The sequence below is a fragment of the Lysinibacter cavernae genome (assembly GCF_011758565.1).
In the GTDB taxonomy this organism is placed as follows: domain Bacteria; phylum Actinomycetota; class Actinomycetes; order Actinomycetales; family Microbacteriaceae; genus Lysinibacter; species Lysinibacter cavernae.
In genome coordinates this window covers 2,095,824-2,118,231 of sequence record NZ_JAAMOX010000001.1, presented here as the reverse complement: position 1 = coordinate 2,118,231, position 22,408 = coordinate 2,095,824, and the positions used below count along the sequence as shown (strand labels likewise).

Here is a 22,408-nt window from a genome sequence, read left to right as displayed (position 1 = left end):
ACATCATGGCCATTAATCCCTGCCCTGTGGCAGATAACGAGATGATCTTGCGAGAAATCGCAAATGCCCCACACTGGGTATTTGGATACCGGCTTCGTGACCTTTCCCAGGCCTTTGCTGATTCGAGTACGAGCATCAAGAGGCTAGAGGGCAACCCCGGCTGGAGCGGCGCATCAGCTGATGCGGCAAAGACCCAGATCAGCCGAATGGCATCACGTATGGCAAATAACTCATCGCTTGTCGCTGACATCCGTGTGAAAATGCAGGAGGCTAACGCGGTGCTCGACGAGGCTAAGAACCGTCTGGCGAACCTGCCGGAGGCGGGTCTGGGTTTTTGGGATTCGGCGGGTACTTGGCTTGGTGCAGTCTTTGACGGTGAAGACGTCGACGAAAAAATTCAAGAGAAAGAACACGAAAAATCTATTGAGCGCGAAAACGCAGCTAAGTCTGCCTTGGACGACATTCAAAGTCGTCTGCACCAAATCGCGGTTGGTCTCTCTCAAGTAACAGCCTCAATAGAGCGTGAAAGTCCGATTCACGTTCAGTCACCGGTGCCAAGAGGCCCCGGCTATGCTCCAGGCGGAGGCGCGGGCGGAGGACCTGGCAGTGGCGGGCCAACGGTCGGCCCTCCTCGTGGAGGCGGAGGAAGCATGCCACCGCTCCCAACGCCAGGCGACAGGCCGTCGGGTGAATGGCCACGCGATGAACGCGGGCGGGTAGAGTCTGGTGGCGGATTACGCCCGAGCTTTCCCAGCGGCGAAAACGATTATCCAAACTACCCTGGTTATCCGACCTATCCAGGCGGGCCCGGCTACGTTCCCGGCGATTATGACAACGGCTACGAGTATAAGCCGGGTCCCGGATACACTCCTGGGCCTGGATACGACGGAGGCAGTTCCTACACCGGGAGCTCAAACAATGGCTATTCTTCATCCCCCTCGGCGGACAGCAGCATGTCGGGTGGAACGACTTCTCTCGGTGGTGCGGGACTCGCCGGTGGCGCAGCCGCGGCCGGACTGGGGGTAGCCAGCAAACTTGGTGCCGGAGGGCTCGCCTCCGGTTTGAACGGCGCAGGTTTGTCAGGCACACTTGCAGCCCCGGGAGCTGCTGCAGCTGCGGGCACGACAGGCTCAAGCGCCGGTGGTTCTTCCGCAGGCGGACGTGGCGGGATGGGCATGATGGGTGGCGGTGGAGCCGCTGGTGGTTCGGACAAAGACAAAAAATCTGGCAGCCTCGGACTGATCGCGCCAAAGCTCGAAGATGAAGATCCACGCATCGCTCGGAAGGCCTCAGGAGCGAAAGCCGGGTCTCGTGAGAGCAGAGACGCGGTAGGTAAATAGATGTCTGAAATGAACAGGGGACTCTGCGATGCTGGATGGAAAGGCGAAACGAGTGAATGATCATATCGGCGTAGACCGAAAATCGATAGAGTCGATGCAACATGCGCTGGGCGAATCGACGAATTACATTGGCCAGATCCTTCAGGACATGGATGAACAAGTTCGTTTGCTGCGCTCGCAATGGTCGGGAGATGCTGCTGACGCCTATGAACTTTCGAAACGTGAATTCCTATTCAACCTTGATGGCATGCATTTGTCATTGGGCCGTTTTTCTGATGCCGTCGGTGAGTCTAACCGTCTGTATTCGGATGTCGAGAAGACGAACGCGAACCTCTGGGCGAGGTGACCTCGTCATGGCGAGGTTAGTTACCTTTATGGATGGCAGGTGTGGGGCTGATGACCAGTAACATCTTCTCTAGTGTTGACAGGCTGAAGGCCTTTCAACGCAATGTCGCCAGGGCTAAGATTCAGCTCCAACTGGTAGCGGATGATGCTTCGGAAGGAATCTCGGGCACGGATGAAAAGGCTATTGTCAGGTTTCAAGTTGACGCCGATTCAAGACCGATAAGAATCCAACTTGACCCAGCATGGGAACGTTGTGTTCGTTGGTCTGACCTTGGTCCAACCATTATGGAAGCGTATAACAGGGCGCTTCACTCTCGAGCGGAAATATGGGGTCAGGCACTCGTAGATGTGGAACAGGCACCCATCTCTCGAGTTGACTTACATACGCACGATGAAACACAGATAGATAGTAAGAGACGCGCTAATTCGCTTGGGCAGCGCTTTGAAGAGTTGCTTGATGTCCAGTCCGAACTTGGGCGTTATACGTCTCGAGCTTCCGACTTATATGCTGCATCACGTGTTTTCAATAGCTCAGATGGATGCGTGGCGTTGCAGGCTGAGGGTGTAAATATTTCGTCCTTGGAGTTTGAGGAGAACCGAATCAAATTTATGAGTGCCGAGAGTATTGAGCGTTCCGTGTTGGAGGTATTTCAGAATGCATGGTCCGTTTCCCAAACGATTCAGGAGGACTTGGAGAGTGAGTTTCCAAAAATTGCGAACTATAAACGTGGACAGTAGAGTTCAGGACTCAGATTGTCGCATTGAACTAAGCGGGCAGGTATGACTGCTCAAGGATTCAACGTCTTCCTCGATGAACTGACGAACGACGCACAAACTTGGGATGGCTTTGCAGAAGAGATGCGTGCGTTGCTCGTAATAGCAGAGACAGGTTGCAATATTCCGGACTATGTCATTGATGGAATTGCCTATGGCATGGGGCTCAAAGGTACTTTCGATGTCGCCCATACGGATTTTGTTGAGCACTTGAAATCAGGCGTCGACTACTTTGCTTCAATCGGACCGATCCTTCGGCAAACTCGAATTAATTACGAGGCTGCTGACGGCTATGCCCGTTGGCTGCTCGAACAAGCACAATGAATTACTAGGTTCTACATCAAGGTGAAACATGACTAATGAAAACGGCTTGGATGCCCCAAGTGCGCCAGTGTTCTGGGAAGCGCTCGAACTGTTGCACGAGAATTTGGCGTCGGTCGTTACTGGTATCAACGAGTGCGTGGAGAAATTTAACAGCAGAGACTTGGTTACTTCAGCCTTACTTGCATGGGGCGATCACAACGGAAAAATTGCTGATGCTCTGACGGAGGCAGTGAACGGAATAAACGAGCTTATGGCCGAAATAGCTAAGTTCTTATCGCCGGGCGATCCGTTCCAGCTGATTGAAATCGCCAGTTCCTGGGTGACGGTCAGAAAAGGACTATCTGGTCTGACCACGCCAATAGAGACTGACTTCCGTGCCGGCAAATATTGGAGTGGGAGGGTCGGCGATAACTACGAAAACCTTCCTGCTCTTCAAGCGACAGCAGTGGCAGCGATTGGTGCGAAACCCAAAGAATTTGCTGATGCTCTCAACTCGCATGCAATTAGTGTAATTAGTGTTTGGTTTGGTATTTGCGATTCGATCGCTAGTTACATGCTTGATCAGACTAAGAATATTGCTGAGTTCGTTTCGGCATCTCCAACTAAATGGCTAGATATTATGCCGCACATCGTAAATCTCGTAGTGACGGTCCTAGAGCTAGTCTCGGAGCTATTCATTGAATTTCGCGATTACGGAACTGATGTTTTTGGTGCAGCTAGGGATTTTAAAACGGTGATGTCTGATGCATCGGGGACCAACCGAGGAAAATGGCCCACGCTTTCAATGGATGGGGTATGACTCGAGAATGGAAGCGCGTGATAAATCAATATAAACGGTCGAGCCGAAGACCTGTCGGGCTGATTGCGGTCGTGTTTACCGTTGTGTTGACGATTTCGTCGTGCGGACTTCCACCAGACAATGAGGAACCTGTGCGTTTTAGCGAGGAAGAGCAGGCACTCGCGGACTATGTCACCGAGGTCTTTGAATACCTTGACGAGGGAAAAGCCGAACAGGCCGCGGAACTGTTGGGCCTCGATTCTGGGCGAGCCGCCTGTCCCATGCTTTTGACTGATGAGATTTATAAAACAGTTGATAATCGGCCGACCAATTTTGAGCTGAGCGAAGTGATCCACGCGAAAGAACTCAAGGAAGGCTACGCAACCAAAGTGACCTACACTCTGGGGAAAACGGGCAAACAGGTCAGCGAGACGTACACTTTCGGACGGAACGACGATGGAGACTTCTCTATAGGGACTATGGAGTTCTTTGGTTTCTACCCGACTTTGGCGAAGCCTGAAACGCGCGCGCCAGGGGAAATCACGGTTCAGGGGCAATGTAGCGATGTTCTCTCGTACCCGGACAGGAAGAGTGGACAGGATCGAGTTTTTGCTTTTCCAGGGACCTATGACATTGCGTACACTGACCCTACCGGCATTGCTGAGACTGATTCGAAGAGAGCCAGCATTGGGTCGTATCAGGAAATGGTCGACGTTGAACTTGCCGCAGAAATACTGGAGTCAACGGTAAAAGAGGCTAGTGCGCTTCTTGACCAACGGGCAGATAATTGCTTGACGAACGCCCTTGTTTATCCCGACTGTCCACCTGAGCTGAGTGACAGATACGGCGTCGTCGAAAACGCGCGACTCTCTGGAACGTTTGAGGCGGAGATCTACGAGCTTGGTGCTGACTGGAGGGTTCAAACAGTTGGGAAAGTTCCCACACTTGAGACTCAGATTCAAGGCGGTTTGAAGCAGACCAGCAAGTATTTCCAAGGAGGAATCTTGACACGTGGTGTGGACGGTCAGCTTCAGCTGGATGCATCTCAAGCAGATCCCAGGTAGACGGCGCTTCCCCATTATCAGATGAATCTCTGGAACGACATGGGCAGCAATCTCATTTGCCTGTTTGGGAGATACGGGTTTGGCTGCCCCCAAAAGAAACCGCTCATTTTGAAAGGCCAGACTCTCGTCATGCTTGATGACACAAGCCTTCCGACACCGTCCCTGAGCCGGGGAGTGAAAACAGGGCAAAGCTGACGTGGTGGAAGGGCCAGATGGGCCTGAGGGTGTAGTTCGGCCGCTCAATTACCAGATGTGGGAGGTGTCGCAGAACATAAGGGCATTGAAACGCCCGTATGAATCGATAGGTTGCGGACCTTTTCATTCGAATAATGTCTGGTTAGCAGCGAATAAAGCATCGTTCAAGAACCGAAAAGGTAATTGGAGATGTGACCTGCTGTGTGTCATTTCAACGGTGGAGTGAACCTCGGTCGTGGCCGGTAATGCACAGCTGCCCTTCACCACTGGTGGACAGGGCTTTTGTGATCTGTTGGAGGGCGAATGGTTGTGCGTAAGATCTATTTTGGGAATAGGTCAGTTGCAACAGAGCAACCAACAGGCCGAATGGCTTCCCGTTCACGCCACGTGCTGAAGCCTTACTCGAAGCGCAGCTGGACGAATCGAAGCCGCATAAATCGTTACGAGGAGCGGAGCATCCATGACCGAAATCATACGAGCGGATACAGATCGGCTGAGGTCTGCTGCGAGATTATTTGGTCGTGTGGCGCAGTCCCTCAGCGATGGGTCGGAGAACCGAGCATCCAGAGACAAAGACCTGCGGCTCGTGTGGCGGGGCGATGCGTCCGACCGGTATGAGGATGCCACCGGCAGGATTGTGGTCCATGAGCGGTCGGATTCCGAGCAACTCATGTTCATCGCCCGAGCCGTTGCGGCCATGGCCGAAGACTTTGTGAAGGTCGAGGACGAACTGGCAAAGGCGTGGTCGTAATGGCTCAGATACATGCGGATCTGCCTGCGATGGCAACGCTTGAGGCTACGCTCATGCTGGCGACGGATTCCCTCCCACAACCTTCCGGCAACGCGAGCGATTGTCATTCACTCAAGGTTGTCTCTGCGGTTTCCGATACCTTGAATGTCCTCGAAAGCCTGTGGCAAGCCGTTGACCACACGCTGACGATTCTTGGCCAAAAGACCAAAGACACGATCGATCTCTACGCCGCAATCGATAACGATGCGTCAAGCCGGCTGAACGGTGCCCTGATATGAGTTGGCCGCAGGACGACCCAGGGGCTGGCGCCTTTGAAGGTCTGCGCGAATTCACTCAGAGTCTTCACAAGCAGCGTGAAGCGGTGCAAAGTATTTCGGCCACCTTGCGGACGGCGCGTTCGCAGCGATACGACGTCTGGACAGGCACTGCAGCGGAGGCCTGGTCAACGAAGCTTTCCAAGCTCGACAAAACTGTTGCTCCGCTTGACGATGCCTTTCAGCAGATGATCCAGGCTTCCAATGCCTATGAGGATGCGGTTGTCGCGATCAAAACTGAGGTTGGGCCCGTTCTTGAGTTGAAAGATTGGGCTCAGCGTGAGCGTCAACTCCTGAACAAAAACACTGACCGAACCGATTTATCGGAGCAGGCAATAGAAGAGGTGCAGGCGCGAGCTGCCACACTGCGGCGTACCGAAAATGAAGTTGAGCGGAGGCTGCTGGAGTTAGCCAAGCGACGACGCGAAGCCGACTCTGACGCGGAGCAACGGATCCGTTCATCTCATGCCACCATTACGCAGATTCGGCAAGCGTTGAAATCTGACGGCCGCGCATCCATCGGTTCGAAGCGATTGCCTGTTGAGAAAAATCCCAAAAAGATGACGCTGGCAGACTTGCGGAGACTGACGGCTGACCAGCTGGATGATCTCCCACCAGCGGAGCTCAGGGAACTTGCCAACCGGTTGAGTAACAATCCTGAGGCGGCAGCCGAGTGGTGGGATCGCCTGACCCCTGAGCAGCAGGAGCGTCTCATCAAGCATGCGCCCGAGCTGATCGGCTTGCTGGACGGAGTGGCTCCCGATGCGCGGGTGGCGGCTAATAAGGAGGTTGCAGCGGGTCAGTACGAAGCGAACGAGGAACGCATTCGGGAGCTTGAGAAGCTGCCGTATTCTCTAGATATTGGGACGCGAACGGGACGTCAGGGTGAAATAGATGCGCTGAAGCTTGAAAACTCCTATCTCAAAAAGGCAAAGAATGGTGAGATTCAGCTCTATACATACGACCGAGGTGCGGACCGTCTGGTGGAAATGATCGGAGATCCCCAGACGGCAACTCAGCAGTTCACCTTTATTCCCGGTACGGATTCGAACTTTTCTGGTTTTTTCAACGGAACGACACAAGGACTTGCTTCAAGAGTCGCAGAATCTGTCCCAGGGACCCTCGCTTTCGTCTGTAAAGACGGTCCGTATCCTAAATTCCCGCCGTGGGATGACCGCTTTACAGGTTCCGCCTCCGTCACTGCTGAGCTCGGCCAGCGCCAGGCTCGCTTACAAGCTGGAATTGATGCCGCGGGCTACGGCGCGCTCCCAAACACCGCGGTTGGACATTCTGCAGGGCTTGCAATTCTGACGTCGAGTGAAACCGCAGGGGCCGGGTACGACAACGTGGTCTCATTATCAGGAATTGGTATGAATGACCAATGGTCACCAAACCCGGGAACGTCATATTACGACTACACAACGGAGAGAGACTTCATTCTTCCGCTACGTGGCATAGACACGGGCGGTGATTGGGGCTATCCGCTTGAACCTAATAGAGAGAACGGATTCACTGTGCTTGACTCAGGAATTGAAACGAAGTGGACCAACCCCTTTGGTGGACACAGTCAAATTGCTTCAGAGGACTCCAGCACACAAGTAAGAGATGGGCTCGCGGATCTTCTGCGGGGGATGAGGCCGGCCGGCGCATGAGAGCACTCAAGGTAACGGCGATCATAGTATTAACGTTTCTCACGACAGGATGTGAACTAGTGAACTCGATTAGTGGTCAGAGAACCTTCGAAGAAGAGCAGGCGTGGGCACTCGCCCTAAGGGGTGAGTTTGAAGCTGAGATACCCAAGAGTGCGATTCTGAAGGAAGAGGATCACGACGTCCTCGATCCCTGTGGGAACGGAACCACCGCATTTGAAGGAATCCGCTATTTCTTTATGAAGGATGACGAGTTTGATCGTGTGGCTTGGCTCGACTCCATTGTCGAGCGGTACGAGGCTCGTGATGATTGGGCGGTCGAACGCAAAGTCAGAGTTGATGACCCAAGTGAGACGACCGCGGGCGTCACGTTGTTCGGTGCAGGAGAGAGGTCGGTTAGCGTTAACGAATCCTATGCCAAAGATAAGACGCCCATCCTGGTTATATCGGTGGGCACCGACTGCGGTATCGGCGAGCCATACATCGACCAATAACTTCCCAACGAGTCGGTAACAGCGAGCATAAAGCGCAAAGAGTCGGTACTGTAAACGAGGGGGTAAATCGTGAAGGAATGAGGTTGCCCCATGGGCGCAAGCGCGCTTGAACGCTGCCGCGTTGTTGTTGCGCACGGCAAAGTTCGCAGTGACATCTCCATTCCCTCGAATGTTCCCCTTGGCGACACCCTCAATTTCTTGGGAATTGTCCCTGCCGGAGCCATCGTGCTGCTCCCCAACGGGAGCCAAGCAGACCTGTCTCTTGCCCCAGAGAATGGTTCGTCTGGCGGCGTTGCTGACGGCACGCTTCTGACGATCGTGACAGGTAACGGGGCGGAAACGCTACGCCGTGCCGCGCATCCTTTGGTGGGAAGTCGCGCGACACATGGGCGCGCTGTTTGGTTGTTTGTGGCCGTACTGGCGGGACTGACCGTCACCACGGCATGGTTGAACACGGCCAACGACCACGGCTCAATTATCCCTGCAACCGTCTTGAGCTTTGTGGCCGCAGCGTTTGGAATCGCGGCGTGTATTGCCGCGATCTCGAGCACGCGGTCACCGGTCGGAACCGTCAGCGTGAGTGCGCTGACGGTGCCGCCGCTGCTTGCGTTCTGCGCCGGTTTTGTGGCCATCCCACCCAGCTTCACCGAATCCCTGCACCTCGCCATGTTTTGCGGGTTACTCGGCGCAACCGTGGCGGCGGCAGCCGTCCACCTGCTGAGAGCGCAACCCCTAAGGGCAAGCTCAACCGGCCTCGTGCTGACCACGTTGGCAATCATGGCTGGGCTGTGGGGCATTACCCTGCAGCTTGGCATCCCCCAGACGTTTGCCGCCGCCCTGGTTGCCGGGTTTGCGCCCCTTGCCCTGCGGATACTGCCAAGCCTGTGCCTCGACGTTGACGACGGTCAGCTGGTTGAGTACGACCAGTTCATGGGGGCAAAGTGGACGGTGCGCGGGGCTACGCCTGCCGCCTCCAGCTCTGTAACCGAGGGCGATGTTGCCCAGATGCTCAACAATGCGCGGTCGCAGTTGGCCACAGGAACCGTGCTCTTCAGCGTGCTTCCCGTTGCGCTCATTCCTGTAGTGCTGACCTCGGTTGTGGATGCCCCAATCGAACGGATCGGCTCCATCGTGCTGGTCGTTTGCATCATTGCATCCTTCGCGCTCACGCCTCGACGAGCGAGCGCGCCCCTGCAGCGTTGGGTGCCGCGGGCAGCGGCTGCGGCGCTCCTGGCACAGCTCGCGGCGCTCGGATTCTTGAGCCTGTCAGACAGCGGAAAAATGATGGCAACCTTTCTCACCCTCGGCATCGGATTAGGAATGGTGGCTGCGGTGGTCCCTGTGTCAAAAGGGGTACGTTCCCTCGGTTTATCTCGATTTGCGGATGCCGTCGAATCGTTGGCAACGGCGCTCGCCCTCCCCGCGGCGTGCGCTGCCGCCAGCCTGGTAGAGATCGTGAGAGGGATGGTTTCTTCATGACTAATATGCAGCAGAGCTACGTTGCGGCCGGGCCGGTAGCAGAGTCGCACTCGCGTGCGAGCTGCGGCCAGCAGCTGGCATCAACCATGGCGTTTTGCATCATGTGCGGTGCGACGCAGCATCGGCAGGGAACGGTCTCGTATGCTCAGACGGCGGCGGCTCCCGCCCAGTTTGTGTCGGCGGCACCGCTTTCGGCTCCCCGCACATCCGGGGGGCTGACCGACGCCTTTGGCTCGCTGCGTCCCGCTACAACAGGTGCCAGGCTCGCGGCGTTTACTGTTGACGTGCTGAGTGTGCTGCTTCTCGCTGCGTTGGTATGGTTCGGAAGTGCAGCCTTCTTCGGCGAAGCAAATGTTGTCTATACCGTCCTTGCGGCAGGAGAACTTGCGGTTGGGCTCTGGGTTTGGCAGGCAACGAGAGGGGCGACCATCGGGAATGTGCTCCTGCGAATCCGGGTGACGCGAGCAGAGCATCCATTAGCGATGGGGGCAGCCCGTGCAGCAGGGCGCGCGGCGGTGACTCTTGCGGGGGGTCTCATCGCGGGTATTGGCAGCTGGGTTATCGTGGCTTCGTCTGCGTGGGATGCTTCGGGTCGTCGACGCGGTTGGCAAGACAAAGCTGCACGTACCCAGTCAGTGTTTCTTCCTCCCCGCAGAAAAATCGTTGCTGGCCGTACCGTAATATCAGATCCGGTCTATCACTATATGGAGCCGAGCCAGCAGTTGCAGGCCGGACTTGGCAGCTTCGCCGCGCCAACTGTGAGCAGTACCCGCACAAACACGGCGTCTGCGCCCGGTGCGGCAGGGAGCAACGCCCGGCGGCAGAACAGCGAGGCCCTTGAGGAGAGCGCCGGGGTTGGGGAATCTTTTGGTTCGCTCATGCCAGGAGTCCATTTTGAGAGCTCTCGCGGCCAGTCTGCTCGTGCCTCTCGCCCTGGGCACGAGGCGGAGTATGAGACGTTTGGTACTCAGAGAGGCAGCGCGCCCTATTCAGAAACAGAAGGCTCCGCGCTCGAACACAGCAACACCAACAGGATGGTGCCCCCTGTGCCTGGTCAGCCCCTCCTCCCAGTGAGTGCTGAACCCGAACCGTTTGTCGTACCCGACCTATTCAGTGCTCGAGCCGAACCTGCCCCAGAAGGTGAGCCTGTGCTTGAGCAAGAACTCGTGGTTTTGGATGCTCGGGTCACGTCGCTCCTGTTGACTTTTGACACCGGTCAGCAACTGTATCTCGTGAGCCCCGGCACTGGTCTCATCGGTCGAAACCCGCGCCAGCGCTACGAGACGGACCAGGTTTTCTCGGTTGAAGACCCCGACTCCACCCTGTCAAAGGCCCACATTGAGTTTGAGGCGAACGGTGAGGTGCTGCGCATCATGGACAACAACTCCACAAACGGTACTGACATTACGTACGCCGACGGAAGCCTCGTTTCCGTCGTTCCGGGAGAACTGTTCGAGGTTCCTCCAGGAGCGACCGTTCGGCTTGGCGACCGAGCATTCAACGTACATCCCATCTGGGAGTAGGCACCGCCGAGCGCTTGCCCTGCACAACTTCTGCCCAGAAATCACTCCTGCCCCCGAGGAAAAACCCCATGTCTGACCTGAATTCCGGATCACAACGCTTGGCTCCGCCCAAAGCACCATCGGGAAAAATTACCCTCCAGGCCCCGCCAGAGATTGAGGCGAGCGACGGTGTGAGCTCGCTGCTGAGCTCGATGATGCCGATGCTCGGCAGCGTGGGCGCAATCGTCATGGTCACCATGAACAATGCGAGCCCAACCGGTTTTCTCACGGGTGGGATGTTCCTGCTCTCGTCGCTGGGGTTCGTCGCGGTTAACGGGTGGCGGCAGCGCTCGCAGCAGCAGGCATCCACCCTCGCCAACCGACGCGAATATCTTGCCTACCTTTCGGAGCTTCGAAAAACCGTTCGCATCGCAGCAAAACAACAACGAAGGGCCGCGCTTTGGGCAAACCCTGCGCCGTCGTCGCTCATCTTCCTCGCCGACGAAAAAACACGGGTTTGGGAACGCTCGTCGGAGGATGCCGACTTCTTGCAGGTGCGTGTCGGCGTCACGAACCAGCCGCTGTGTCTCGCCCTCGAAGCGCCCGAGCTGCCGCCGCTGGCGCAGCTCGACCCAGTCGCTGCGTCGGCTGCACACCGATTCATGGTGACCCACCATCAGCAGCCAAACCTGCCCCGCTCGATTGGCCTTGCCGACTATTCGCATGTTGAGGTCACCGGCGGTGAAGACGACGTGCGCGGAATCGCCCGGGCACTGATCTTGCAGGCTGCAACGATGCACAGCCCCGACCAGTTGCAGATCGCCATCCTCGCCGACACCGAGGCTATCCGTCAGTGGGAATGGGCAAAGTGGCTCCCACACGCGAACTCACCACGCGCATCTGACGGGGTCGGGGCGGTGCGGATGATCGCCCCGGCGCTCGCAGAAATTCAAGACCTTCTTCCAGAAGAGGTCGCCGAGCGGCCACGATTCTTTCGGGGGTCAAGCAGCCATACACCGCACCTCATCGTGGTGGTTGACGGCGGGCATATTCCTCGGGGCAACCCCATCGTCACCGATGAAGGTGTGTCTGGGGTGACCGTGATTGATTTGCCTGCCAGCTGGGACGAACTTGACGAGCCGAATCGCCTTCGGCTGGCGGTCGGCGCACGCTCGGCATCCGGCAACCCAATGATTGAGCTTGTGCACAGCGATTCGGTTGGGCAGTCGCTAGAGGCCGACGTCATTAGTGTCGCCGAGGCTGAAGCCACCGCGCGCCGGCTAAGCCCCCTCGTGGTCAATGACGGCTCACAAGCCGTTGAGAATAGAGTCGCCGCCTCGGACGAGCTAGTTGATCTGCTCGGTCTTGGCGATGTACGCGACTTTGACCTTGACCGTGCGTGGAGGCCGCGTCTGCAGCGTGATCGACTTCGGGTTCCGATCGGGCTGACGAGCGAAGGCGTACCGATCGCTCTCGACATCAAAGAGTCAGCGCAGCAGGGGATGGGCCCACACGGCCTGATCATCGGGGCGACAGGATCCGGTAAATCCGAGGTCCTCCGCACGTTGGTGCTTGCCCTTGCGCTCACTCATTCACCTGAACAACTCAACTTTGTGCTTGTTGACTTTAAAGGCGGAGCGACCTTTGCCGGTATGGCCGGCATGCCCCACGTGTCAGCAGTGATCACCAACCTTGGCGAAGAACTGACCCTCGTCGATCGCATGCAGGATGCGCTGCAAGGCGAGATGGTGCGCCGCCAAGAGCTGCTGCGTTCAGCCGGAAACTTCGCGAATGTCACCGACTACGAGAAAGCCAGACTTGGGGGCCGCACCGACCTTGCGCCGCTTCCCGCCCTGCTGATTGTTGCCGACGAATTCTCCGAACTGCTTGCGGCGAAGCCCGAATTTGTTGAGACCTTCGTGAACATTGGGCGCCTTGGCCGTTCGCTGCAGGTGCACCTCCTGCTGTCGTCGCAGCGCCTGGAAGAAGGCAAGCTTCGCGGCCTCGATTCGCACCTGTCGTACCGCATTGGTCTTCGCACGTTCTCGGCCGCCGAATCGCGGACCGTGCTTGGTGTTCCCGACGCGTACCATCTGCCGCCCCTTCCCGGCGTTGGCTTCCTGAAGGAAGACACCACCACGATGACGCAGTTTCGGGCGTCCTACGTCTCAGGGCCGCCGCCGGCACGCAAAGCGATCTCGTCGATTGCCGGCGAGCAGCGTGAGATTACTATCGAGCCGTTTACCGCGGCCCCGGTGATCGCTCGGCAAGATGCCGTCGAGGAACATGTTGTGGCCGAAACTGTCAAGGAAGAACGCAGCACCTTCGACATCGCCGTTGAGCGGATGACTGGGCGTGGCCCTGCCGCCCACCAGGTCTGGTTGCCGCCGCTCGTCATCCCGGCCAGCCTCGACCAGCTGATGCCTGACCTTGCAGCCGATCCTCAACTCGGCCTCATCTCCCACACCTGGCGCAATGCTGGCGACCTGGTTGTGCCGCTCGGTATTGTTGACCGTCCGCTTGAGCAGCGACGTGAAAACCTCACAATTTCGCTTGGAGGTGCGGCAGGCCACATGGCAATTGTTGGTGGCCCGCTCACCGGAAAGAGCACGCTTGCGAGATCGCTGCTCGTCTCGTTGTCGCTCACACGGACCCCAGCCGAGGTACAGTTCTACGTCCTCGACTTTGGCGGTGGAACCTTTACACCGTTGGTGGATCTTGCCCACGTGAGCGGCATCGCGAGCCGAAACGAGCCGGATGTTGTGCGCCGGCTGCTGGCAGAAGTTACCGGCATCCTCGACCAGCGGGAAGTGTATTTCAAGGCCAACGGCCTCGATTCGATCGAGACGTACCGTCAGCGCCGGGCACAGGGGCGGGTCGACGACGGCTACGGCGACATCTTCCTCATCGTGGACGGCTGGGGCATGGTTCGTTCGGATTTCGAAGAAATCGAGCCCGAAATCCTCGCGATTACGGCACGAGGTCTGACATACGGCGTGCACGTGGTTATTACCGCCGCACGCTGGATGGAGCTCCGCGCGAACATCAAGGACCTCATCGGTACTCGACTGGAGCTGCGACTCGGCGACCCGTCAGACTCCGAGCTCGACCGCAAAACCGCCGTCAACGTGCCAACCGGCATGCCAGGGCGAGGGATCACCCCAACGAAGCACCACATGCTCGCGGCCCTTCCACGCATCGATGGCAGCGGGGATGCCTCGTCGCTTGCCGACGGCATCGAGCACCTTGTCGCAACGGTCAACGCGGCCTGGACCGGGCCGGCAGGGCCAAAGCTTCGGTTGCTTCCCGAACAGATTTCGCTCACCGAGATCCAGCAGATCGCGCCGCCGGAACAGCGGAAGCTGTGGCTCGGAATCGACGAGGCAAACCTTGCCCCGTACGGCATCGATCCCCGCGCAGAGCCGCACCTCTACCTCTACGGGGACTCGGGATCCGGCAAATCGTCGATGCTGCGGTCGTACGTGCACGAGATTATGCGCCTCTACAAACCCAACGAGGCAAAGATATTTGTTGTGGACTTCAGGCGAGCCCTGCTCGGCGAGATCCCAGACAACTACCTTGGCTCGTACCTCACCGCCCACGACGCCGCGACCAGCGGAATCGCAGACCTCGCCGCATTCTTCAAGAGCCGGATGCCGGGGCCAGATGTGACGCCGGAGCAGCTACGCAACCGGTCCTGGTGGACAGGGGCAGAAGGCTTCCTCCTCGTTGACGACTACGACCTCGTCTCAACTTCGCAGGGCAACCCGCTGCAGCCCATCGTCTCGTTGCTCGCCCAGGCAAGCGACGTTGGGCTACATGTGGTGCTCACGCGACGTTCGGGCGGCGCGAGCCGGGCAGCGTACGACCAGGTCATCCAGGGTCTGAACGACCTTGGGACCACAGGCATACTGCTCTCTGGAAACCCTGAAGAAGGGGCACTCATCGGCAAGGTCAAGGCGGCGCCTGCCGTTCCGGGCCGGGCGCAGATTGTGAGCAGGGAACGCGGCGTCTTTGGGGCACAGCTGGGATTTGTGCCGCCGACGATGTAGGGAGTTTGCCGCTTGGCGACTTGCATGCAGGACAGCATTACCGGCCCCGAATGGAAGAAAGTGTGCACATGAAAAATCGCCCCATTCGTCTGAGCGCGAGAGACGGTCGACTAAGTACTTCTAACGGGTTACGGGGCGTTGAGCTGAGCGTTGCCCCTTTTATCGTTATTGGGTGCATCGTTGTGAGCGGGGCCTTTTGGGCGTCGGCTCTCGGCGATAATCCGTTCTTCCGACCTGTCATTATGTTGCTTAGCGTCTCGACTGTGTTCTTCATCTTTTGGTTGTATAGCTTTGCGAAGATTCCTCGAGGAAGCCAGGTTCGGCTAGGGCCGGTCGGGCCAGTACGGTTTGTGCCGAGACGGCGGGAAGCGGTGTTATTCTCTCTGATGAGTTTGTGCACACTCTTGGCGGGCGTCTTGGCTATACTCGCTCGTCTACTCGCAGAGACTGCGGCTGAGGTGAGCCCGTTTGGCGGCGGTTGGGGGACCATTCTTACCGTGCTTGGGAGCGTTGGCCTCATAAGCCGGTTGATCAGGCGTTCGAATCTATCCGGTGTTGAGCTGAACCACAGCGGCGTACGTTGGTGGCTGAACGGGAACGAAAGCTCAATTGAATGGAATGAACTAGGCGATGTCAGTGTTGGGCCCAAGAAGCGCAGCATCCGGCTGTTTCTTGAGAAAAAAGGTGGCGGCATCCTTGATGTCGAGCCGTCGACCCTTGGCTCTGACCCGCACCTTATTGCAACCGTGATTTGTTATTTTCGAGATCACCCTGAGGAGAGGGATGTTCTGGACGATCCGGTTGCTGCTGTGGGGAGAGCTCTTGAACTCAGTTAGCGCGACAGACGAGACGAGCGTGAGACTTGACGAGCGTGAGAGAGCGAGGGTCAAGTCGCGGCTGGGCTGAGTGCTTGGAAGTCTGCCCCGCATCAGGACTCAGCAGAATCGACGGCGGGAAATTCACGCTATTTCGGAGAAAATAGGGGGAATTTCCCGCCGTCGATTGCGGGGTGCGAAGGTGCGACGGCGCGGGCGCGGGGTGCGGGGTTAGCCCGCGTCGAGGCTGCTATAAGGCACTGCAGCCGGGCGCACTGCCGTCGAGGACACCGTCACCCTGCGATCCTCGTGGGCGGACGTGAGGAGGGACTCCATCACGTCTAGCACATGGAATGCGAGGTCGCCGTTGGCCCTGTGCGAGTTGAGATAAGTCGCGCCTGCGATGATTTCAGCCGCCATGTCGTCGAGCCCGATGCCCCGCGCCCCGTCGGTTATTCCCGCGGACGGCGGCACGGTCTGCCACTCGTCGGCGCCAAGGAGGAAGACCTGCGTGTCGCCCGCAAAATGGTTGGGGTCCGGCACGAGCATGCTGCCAAGTTCGCCGTGTATCTCGATGTTGGCCGCGCTGCTCTTAACCGAGTCGAAGCTCATGATGAGGGTGGAGAGGGCTCCCGATTCGTGGGTCAGGATGCCGGTGACATGCGAGTCGGTCGAGACGGGAACCCGCTCACCCTCGCGAGGACCGGAGCCGATGATCCGCTCGCCTCGAGTGCGGCTCGCCGAGCCAACAACCGAGGTGACGTGGCCGAGGAGAGTGACGAGTGCCGTGACGTAGTACGGTCCCATGTCAAGGAGCGGGCCGCCCCCTGGCAGGTAGTAGAAGTCCGGATTTGGGTGCCACCGCTCGTGGCCCGGCGTCGCCATGGTCGCGGTCGCGGCGATCGGGGCTCCGATGGTTCCGCTGTCGATGACGTGCCTGGCCGTCTGCACTCCAGAGCCGAGGACGGTGTCTGGGGCGCAGCCGAGGCGGAGGCCGGCCTTGGCAGCGGCATCCACCATCTCCCTCCCGGCATCGAGTGATGCGGCAAGGGGCTTCTCTCCGTACACGCTTTTGCCGGCTGCCGTTGCCGCGAGCGAAATCTCAGCGTGGGCAGCAGGGATGGTGAGGTTGAGCACAACGTCGATGTCCGGCGCCTCAATGAGCTCGCTCACCGCGATCGCCCTGACTCCCGTGAGGGTGTCAGCGACGGCCTGCGCGCGTGCGAGATCGAGGTCGGCAACCGCAACGAGCCGCACGTGCGTGAGCGAGGGAAAGGTGGCGAGGTACTGCGCGATGATCGCGCCGCATCCGATGATGCCAACGTTTAGCGGCTTGCCCACAGGAGTCCCCGTTCGATGATGGTTTTGACGTTTGGATCGTTCAGGATTTCGACGCGGTGGCCTGGGGTCGAGACGAAGATCTTGCCCTTGCCCCACTGCCTTGTCCAGACCGCTGGCGAGGTTATAGGTCGTGTCCACGGGTCCCACGGACGAACGGCCTGGGTTGTTGTTGCGAGCACGTCAATGTAGTCATCGTGCAGCACCCAGTACTGCTCGGTGGTGAGCTCGAAGTCGCTGATGCCTGCCATGATGGGATGCTCGGCCGCCTCTGGCAGCACGTTGACGGTGTACGGCACGTAGTTATCCGATTGCTCGCCGGTGAGTTCGTCTGGGTGCTTGCCCGGATGGCACGCAAACTGCCCGCCGATGAGGTGGAGGTAATCGGAATTGTTTCGGTACGAATCGGCGATGCCGCCGTGCCATCCTGCCAGGCCGGTGCCAGCCTCGACTGCCGCTCGCAAGCCAGCAAACTCGTCTTTTTCGATGGTCGTCATGGTGTTGCACTGCATAATGAGGTCTACCGTTGCGAGGTATTCGGTGTCGGCGTAAATGGCTGCCGAGTCTTCGATCCGCACGTGATATCCGTTCTCCTTAAGGAACGGGATGAAGAGGTCGGTCGCCTCGATCGGCTGGTGTCCGTCCCATCCGCCGCGCACGACGAGGGCTTCCTTTGTGGGTGTCATGATGAGCTTTCTGTAGAGGTGGTTGCCTGGCGCACCGGTGTGTAACGGCTGTCGTTGGCCGCCGATCGCTCGACCGCGTCGAGGACCTGCTGCACAACGAGTGCTTCGGCAAAAGATGGCGAAGGTTGTATCCCGCTGCCAATTGCCGTGATGAATTCGACGGCCTGATGGGTGAAACCGTGTTCGTAGCCGAGGCCGTGCCCAACCGGCCACCAATTCCCGGTGTACGGATGCTCAGGCTCGGTCACCTGGATGCGTTGGAAGCCTTGCGTATGGTGCGGCTGCGTTGCGTCGTAGAGCTCAAGCACGTTCATGTCTTCAAAATCGAATGCCAGCGAACCGAGTGAGCCATTGATCTCAAGCCTGATCGCATTCTTGCGGCCAAGAGCAAAGCGCGTGGCCTCAAAGATGCCGATGGGCCCGCCCTCGAAGCGTGCGGTGAACAGCGCGGCGTCGTCGACGGTCACGGTGCCAAGCCCCGCTGATGCATCCCCTGAACCCCCAAGCCCAACCAAGTCGCCGGCGAGGGGACGCTCGGTCACAAAGGTGTTGAGCATCGCTGAGACCCCGTCGATCGGGAGGCCCGTGACAAACTGGGCGGCGTCGATGATGTGCGCGCCGATGTCGCCGAGGGCACCAGAGCCGGACTGCTCCCGGTCGAGCCGCCAGGTCATTGGGGCGTTCTCGTCGCTCAGCCAGTCCTGGAGATACTGCGCGCGGACCTGCCGGATGCTGCCGATGCGCCCCTCGTCGATGAGCTGCTTCGCGAGCATGATGGCTGGCGTCCTGCGGTAGCTGTACCCGCACATCGCGAAGATGCCCCGCTTCGCTGCCAATACCGCAGCGTCGTTCATCTCTTCGGCCTCCGCGACGGAGTTGGCGAGCGGTTTTTCGCAGAGGACGTGCTTGCCAGCTTCGAGCGCCGCGATGGCGATGTCGCGGTGGGTGTTACCCGGCGTGCAGATGTCGATGACGTCGATGTCGTCGCGGGCGATGAGTGCCCGCCAGTCAGTCTCGATGCTCTGCCAGCCCATCGTGTCGGCCGCGGCCGTCACCCGATCCCGATTGCGCCCGGCGATTGCCGTGAGCTCCGGGCGGAGCGGCAGGTCAAAGAATCTCGGGGCGGTTCGCCAGGCGTGTGAGTGGGCGGCCCCCATGAAGGCGTAGCCGACCATCCCGATGCGGAGCGGTGTTGATGTTGGTGACATTGAGTCCTACTTTCCGAAGCCGGCGGTGAGGCCGCTGAGCAACTGTCGTCTGCCAAAGATATACAGGGCGAGCAGCGGCAGGGTTGACAGGATGACGCTCGCAAGGATCGCCGGAATGTTGACGGTGAACTCGCCCTGGAACGTCCAGAGCGAGAGGGGAAGCACGCGTTGCTCCGGGCTCTGCGTGAGGATGAGCGGAAACAGGAAACTGTTCCAGACCTGCAGCCCGTTGTAGATGCCGACGGTCATGAGCGCCGGCCGTGTGAGCGGCAGGGCGAGGCGCCACATGATCTGCCAGTCGGTGCATCCGTCTAGCCGCATTGATTCAAAGAGCTCGTTTGGGATGTTGCGCATAAACGAGTTAAGAATGAGCACCGAAATGGGAATCGCGAACGCGATGGAAGGCAGGATGAGCGCGAGGAGCGTGTCATACAGCCTCGCCTGCGTAATCATGAAGTAGATAGGGATGATGGTTGCCTGGATTGGGATGGCGAGCCCAATCAAAAAGAGCGAGTTGGTTGCGCGGATAAAGCGCGTCGTGCCCCGAACAAGTGCGTACGACGCCATGAACGAGACCACGAGTGTTGGAAGCACCGCGCCAACCGTCACAACAACGCTGTTGAAAAAGTACCGAACAAAGTCGTTTTCAAGGACGAGCTGATAATTTGCCAGAGTTGGGTTTGCTGGCGGCAGGAGTGGGTTGGTGCTGAAGAACCCCGCCTGGTCTTTGAGGCTCGTGATAACGACGTAGTAGATGGGCACGATGATGATGGCGAGCCATACCCACCCGCCTGCCGCGCCGAGCACATTTGGCCGCTGGCCAGAGTGGCGTCTAACGGTCTGAGTGGACATTATGCCCCTTCCATTTGGCTGGCGTTTCGGTCTTTGCCACCAAGACGCTGCAGTATCAGCGCGAGCGCAAGCCCAACAACAACGAGGATGACACCGAGCGCGCTTGCGGCTCCCATATCGTTTGCTTTGAACCCGGTGAGGTACATGTGCAGCGGGAGGAGCCGAGTTGAGTAGCCGGGTCCGCCTGCGGTCAGCACAAAGATGAGGTCAAAGTAGGTGAGTGAACCGACCACCATGAGCGTTGACGACGTGATGATCGTGTATTTGAGCTGGGGAAGCGTGATGTGGAAGAACTGCTGTACGCGCGATGCCCCGTCGATATCGGCAGCTTCGTAGAGGGATGCGGGGATTTGCCGGACACCGCCCTGATAAATGAGCGTATGGAACGGCACAAACTGCCAGGCAATAACAAAGATCACAACAAAAAGCACGAGGTCTGGGTTTCCGAGCCAGTCTTGGGCGAGGGCAGGAACGCCGAGGCCGGCGCCGAGTCCAAAGTTTGGGTCAAGCAGCGCCTTGAACGCGATGGCCACCGCTGCTGACGAGAGGAGGAGCGGAACAAAGTACAGCACCGCGAGCAGCGCCCTGTACTTCTGGTGGCCCGCGATGAATACGCCGAGTAAGAGGCTGATTGGAGCCTGCACGATGTACGAGAACAGCATGATCTTGGCCGTGACGATCAGGGCGTTGCCCGTGACGGGGTCGCTCAGCACGGTCAACCAGCTGTCGGTTCCTGCCCAGCTGATCGGGCTGATGCCATCCCATTTGGTGAAGCTCAGGCCAAGCACCCCAAGCAGGGGAATCACTGCGAAGCACGCAAAGACGATCAACGCGGGGGCGGCGAACCACCCGGAGGGGCCCTGCTTCAGGGCCCCTCCGGTCGCGCGGCGGGTTGCCATGCTCATTTACCGAGCGTCGCGTTCATGTTGGTAGCGAACTGTTGCGGGGTGATCTCCTTGAGGAAGATCTGGTCGAGGTTCGTGAGCATCGCGTCCCCCTGCGCAGGGCTGAGCGCCTGATCCCAGGAGAGCTGGAAGTGCGGAGCTTCCTTCGCGAGGTCGTACGCGTAGGTGAGGAAATCGCTGTCCGGGCTTGCGGCCAGTTTTTCTTCCATGCCGGTGACAACGGGAACCGCGCCTGAGGCGATCAGATCGTCAACGTATTCATCGTTGAGCATGCCGTCTTTGAGGTAGGCGAGTGCCGCCTCTTTCTGGGCGTCTGTTGCCTTTGACGAGATCGACCAGAAATTGGACGGGTTGCCAACGATGTTCTTTGGGTCGCCCTTGCCACCCTCAACAGTCGGGAACGAGATGAAGCCGAGCTTGTCTGACGAGACGAATTCGGGGGCGTCCTTCTTAAACGTTTGATAGGCCCATCCGCCCTGCATGAGCATGGCAGCCTTTCCGGTATACACAAGGGCAACGTCTGCGCCGCTATCGGCCGCGATGGAGGAGAATCCGCTGGTAAAGCCGCCGGCATCCACAAGCTCTTGAATCATGGTGAGGGCCTGGATGACCGCCGGGTCTGACCAGGAATCTGCTTTGCCGTCGACGATTGCTTGGAACACCTCCGGGCCGCCGATGCGGTCGGTGAGGTACTGCAACCACATCAGGTTTGGCCACTTGGACTGCCCACCAAGCGAGAAGGGAGCGATCCCCTGTTTGTTGAAGACGGGGACGAGGTCGATGAGTTCGTCCCACGTGGTTGGTGGTTCAACGCCGGCGTCGGCGAAGACGTCCTTATTGAAGTAGATCACGACGGGGGCAACCTTGTTGTTTGGCAGGGCGTAGGTTTTTCCGTCAATGACGCCGTTGTCGAGGATGGCGGGGAGGTAGCGTTCTTTCACCTCGGGGTTCTCGGTGACGAAGTCGGTCAGGTCTTCGACCTGTCCTGCGTCGACGTAGGACTTCAGGACGCCGCCGCCCCAACCGTAGATGAAGGTTGGTCCCTGGCCAGCGCCGATCGCAGTGCGCACCTTTGTTTTGTACGCGTCGTTGGCGAAGATGTCGAGTTTGATGCTCTGCTCAGGGTTTGCCGAGTTCCAGCTTTCGACCGATGTGGTGAACGTGGCTTCGTCGCCGCCGGTCAGGCCCCACATCGTTGCAGAATCGCTGGAGGTCTTACCGCCTGGTCCGCTTGAACCGCAACCAGAGAGTGCGAGGAGGAGGGCGGTTGACAGGGCCACAGTGCCCAGGAGTTTCTTTCGAATCATGATGTTCCGTTTCGTTGCGCCCGGCGTGGAGGTACACCGGGTTTCTTCGGCTTCAACTCACTGCTTCTTCATCGAAGCAGTCGAACGCGCAGTGGTTGAACGGGCATCCGAGGGGGAAGCGATGCATTACTTTCGAAATGTTTCGCAACTTCTTCGCGGATTATTCGATACTTTAGAACCAGCGAGAGGGGAAGTCAAGGAGTTATTTTCAGTCATCCTGGGCTGTGGGTATGGTT

General features: G+C 58.5%; 20 protein-coding genes. 14 read left to right on the top strand and 6 right to left on the bottom strand.

Features of this window, described 5'->3' with window-relative positions; all coding sequences use genetic code 11:
- Positions 1-5 precede the first annotated feature (5 nt).
- The 14 genes from FHX76_RS09220 to FHX76_RS09155 all read left to right on the top strand — a co-directional run bounded on the left by FHX76_RS09220 (position 6) and on the right by FHX76_RS09155 (position 15,897).
- Complete coding sequence (locus tag FHX76_RS09220; protein WP_167150041.1) at positions 6-1,340, top strand: hypothetical protein; 1,335 nt, start codon at positions 6-8, stop codon at positions 1,338-1,340.
- A gap of 52 nt (positions 1,341-1,392) precedes the next feature.
- Positions 1,393-1,686 (top strand): WXG100 family type VII secretion target, encoded by a 294-nt coding sequence (locus FHX76_RS09215; RefSeq protein WP_167150039.1) that lies wholly within the window; start codon positions 1,393-1,395, stop codon positions 1,684-1,686.
- A 50-nt stretch (positions 1,687-1,736) separates the two neighbouring features.
- Positions 1,737-2,423, top strand: coding sequence for a hypothetical protein (locus tag FHX76_RS09210; RefSeq protein WP_167150037.1), 687 nt, complete (start codon positions 1,737-1,739; stop codon positions 2,421-2,423).
- 42 nt (positions 2,424-2,465) lie between these two features.
- Positions 2,466-2,783, top strand: coding sequence for a hypothetical protein (locus FHX76_RS09205; protein WP_167150035.1), 318 nt, complete (start codon positions 2,466-2,468; stop codon positions 2,781-2,783).
- 28 nt (positions 2,784-2,811) lie between these two features.
- Entirely contained in the window at positions 2,812-3,582 is a 771-nt protein-coding gene (locus FHX76_RS09200) for a hypothetical protein (protein WP_167150033.1), read from the top strand.
- Positions 3,579-4,625: a hypothetical protein gene (locus tag FHX76_RS09195; protein WP_167150031.1), complete on the top strand. Its 1,047-nt coding sequence runs from the start codon at positions 3,579-3,581 to the stop codon at positions 4,623-4,625. The genes FHX76_RS09200 and FHX76_RS09195 overlap by 4 nt, the downstream gene beginning before the upstream one ends.
- Before the next feature lie 655 nt (positions 4,626-5,280).
- Entirely contained in the window at positions 5,281-5,571 is a 291-nt protein-coding gene (locus FHX76_RS09190; protein WP_167150029.1) for a WXG100 family type VII secretion target, read from the top strand.
- Positions 5,571-5,849 (top strand): hypothetical protein, encoded by a 279-nt coding sequence (locus tag FHX76_RS09185; protein WP_167150027.1) that lies wholly within the window; start codon positions 5,571-5,573, stop codon positions 5,847-5,849. The genes FHX76_RS09190 and FHX76_RS09185 overlap by 1 nt, the downstream gene beginning before the upstream one ends.
- Positions 5,846-7,537 carry a hypothetical protein gene (locus tag FHX76_RS09180; RefSeq protein ID WP_167150025.1) on the top strand — a complete coding sequence of 564 codons (1,692 nt, stop codon included), beginning with the start codon at positions 5,846-5,848 and terminating at the stop codon, positions 7,535-7,537. The genes FHX76_RS09185 and FHX76_RS09180 overlap by 4 nt, the downstream gene beginning before the upstream one ends.
- Positions 7,534-8,028, top strand: coding sequence for a hypothetical protein (locus FHX76_RS09175; RefSeq protein ID WP_167150023.1), 495 nt, complete (start codon positions 7,534-7,536; stop codon positions 8,026-8,028). The genes FHX76_RS09180 and FHX76_RS09175 overlap by 4 nt, the downstream gene beginning before the upstream one ends.
- Before the next feature lie 90 nt (positions 8,029-8,118).
- Positions 8,119-9,507, top strand: coding sequence for a hypothetical protein (locus FHX76_RS09170; RefSeq protein ID WP_167150021.1), 1,389 nt, complete (start codon positions 8,119-8,121; stop codon positions 9,505-9,507).
- The gene (locus tag FHX76_RS09165; RefSeq protein WP_167150019.1) at positions 9,504-11,030 is read left to right on the top strand and encodes an RDD family protein; all 1,527 of its coding nucleotides are present in this window, start codon (positions 9,504-9,506) and stop codon (positions 11,028-11,030) included. Before FHX76_RS09170 ends, FHX76_RS09165 begins: the two co-directional genes overlap by 4 nt.
- A gap of 68 nt (positions 11,031-11,098) precedes the next feature.
- Entirely contained in the window at positions 11,099-15,061 is a 3,963-nt protein-coding gene (gene eccCa, locus FHX76_RS09160; RefSeq protein ID WP_167150017.1) for a type VII secretion protein EccCa, read from the top strand.
- A gap of 416 nt (positions 15,062-15,477) precedes the next feature.
- Positions 15,478-15,897, top strand: a complete 420-nt coding sequence (locus FHX76_RS09155) for a hypothetical protein (protein WP_167150015.1) — start codon at positions 15,478-15,480, stop codon at positions 15,895-15,897.
- 210 nt (positions 15,898-16,107) lie between these two features.
- Here the strand turns inward: FHX76_RS09155 and FHX76_RS09150 are convergent, their stop codons facing one another.
- Genes FHX76_RS09150 through FHX76_RS09125 form a run of 6 tightly spaced genes read right to left on the bottom strand, consistent with a single transcriptional unit; the run spans position 16,108 to position 22,172 of the window.
- Positions 16,108-17,217, bottom strand: coding sequence for a Gfo/Idh/MocA family protein (locus FHX76_RS09150; protein ID WP_167150014.1), 1,110 nt, complete (start codon positions 17,215-17,217; stop codon positions 16,108-16,110).
- On the bottom strand, positions 17,202-17,900 hold the full coding sequence (locus tag FHX76_RS09145; protein WP_167150012.1) for a ThuA domain-containing protein: 699 nt from the start codon (positions 17,898-17,900) through the stop codon (positions 17,202-17,204). The genes FHX76_RS09150 and FHX76_RS09145 overlap by 16 nt, the downstream gene beginning before the upstream one ends.
- Positions 17,897-19,108 (bottom strand): Gfo/Idh/MocA family protein, encoded by a 1,212-nt coding sequence (locus tag FHX76_RS09140; RefSeq protein WP_167150010.1) that lies wholly within the window; start codon positions 19,106-19,108, stop codon positions 17,897-17,899. The genes FHX76_RS09145 and FHX76_RS09140 overlap by 4 nt, the downstream gene beginning before the upstream one ends.
- A gap of 6 nt (positions 19,109-19,114) precedes the next feature.
- Positions 19,115-19,960, bottom strand: a complete 846-nt coding sequence (locus FHX76_RS09135) for a carbohydrate ABC transporter permease (RefSeq protein WP_167150008.1) — start codon at positions 19,958-19,960, stop codon at positions 19,115-19,117.
- Complete coding sequence (locus FHX76_RS09130) at positions 19,960-20,865, bottom strand: carbohydrate ABC transporter permease (protein WP_167150006.1); 906 nt, start codon at positions 20,863-20,865, stop codon at positions 19,960-19,962. Before FHX76_RS09130 ends, FHX76_RS09135 begins: the two co-directional genes overlap by 1 nt.
- Entirely contained in the window at positions 20,862-22,172 is a 1,311-nt protein-coding gene (locus FHX76_RS09125) for an extracellular solute-binding protein (protein ID WP_167150004.1), read from the bottom strand. Before FHX76_RS09125 ends, FHX76_RS09130 begins: the two co-directional genes overlap by 4 nt.
- Positions 22,173-22,408 lie beyond the last annotated feature (236 nt).

Bases quoted from the DNA above. Each gene is read 5' to 3' on its own strand.
- eccCa (WP_167150017.1), top strand. From the start codon at position 11,099: ATGTCTGACCTGAATTCCGGATCACAACGCTTGGCTCCGCCCAAAGCA.
- FHX76_RS09180 (WP_167150025.1), top strand. From the start codon at position 5,846: ATGAGTTGGCCGCAGGACGACCCAGGGGCTGGCGCCTTTGAAGGTCTG.
- FHX76_RS09170 (WP_167150021.1), top strand. From the start codon at position 8,119: ATGGGCGCAAGCGCGCTTGAACGCTGCCGCGTTGTTGTTGCGCACGGC.
- FHX76_RS09200 (WP_167150033.1), top strand. From the start codon at position 2,812: ATGACTAATGAAAACGGCTTGGATGCCCCAAGTGCGCCAGTGTTCTGG.
- FHX76_RS09140 (WP_167150010.1), bottom strand. From the start codon at position 19,108: ATGTCACCAACATCAACACCGCTCCGCATCGGGATGGTCGGCTACGCC.
- FHX76_RS09195 (WP_167150031.1), top strand. From the start codon at position 3,579: ATGACTCGAGAATGGAAGCGCGTGATAAATCAATATAAACGGTCGAGC.
- FHX76_RS09210 (WP_167150037.1), top strand. From the start codon at position 1,737: ATGACCAGTAACATCTTCTCTAGTGTTGACAGGCTGAAGGCCTTTCAA.
- FHX76_RS09185 (WP_167150027.1), top strand. From the start codon at position 5,571: ATGGCTCAGATACATGCGGATCTGCCTGCGATGGCAACGCTTGAGGCT.
- FHX76_RS09125 (WP_167150004.1), bottom strand. From the start codon at position 22,172: ATGATTCGAAAGAAACTCCTGGGCACTGTGGCCCTGTCAACCGCCCTC.
- FHX76_RS09145 (WP_167150012.1), bottom strand. From the start codon at position 17,900: ATGACACCCACAAAGGAAGCCCTCGTCGTGCGCGGCGGATGGGACGGA.
- FHX76_RS09205 (WP_167150035.1), top strand. From the start codon at position 2,466: ATGACTGCTCAAGGATTCAACGTCTTCCTCGATGAACTGACGAACGAC.
- FHX76_RS09220 (WP_167150041.1), top strand. From the start codon at position 6: ATGGCCATTAATCCCTGCCCTGTGGCAGATAACGAGATGATCTTGCGA.
- FHX76_RS09135 (WP_167150008.1), bottom strand. From the start codon at position 19,960: ATGTCCACTCAGACCGTTAGACGCCACTCTGGCCAGCGGCCAAATGTG.
- FHX76_RS09130 (WP_167150006.1), bottom strand. From the start codon at position 20,865: ATGAGCATGGCAACCCGCCGCGCGACCGGAGGGGCCCTGAAGCAGGGC.
- FHX76_RS09165 (WP_167150019.1), top strand. From the start codon at position 9,504: ATGACTAATATGCAGCAGAGCTACGTTGCGGCCGGGCCGGTAGCAGAG.
- FHX76_RS09175 (WP_167150023.1), top strand. From the start codon at position 7,534: ATGAGAGCACTCAAGGTAACGGCGATCATAGTATTAACGTTTCTCACG.
- FHX76_RS09190 (WP_167150029.1), top strand. From the start codon at position 5,281: ATGACCGAAATCATACGAGCGGATACAGATCGGCTGAGGTCTGCTGCG.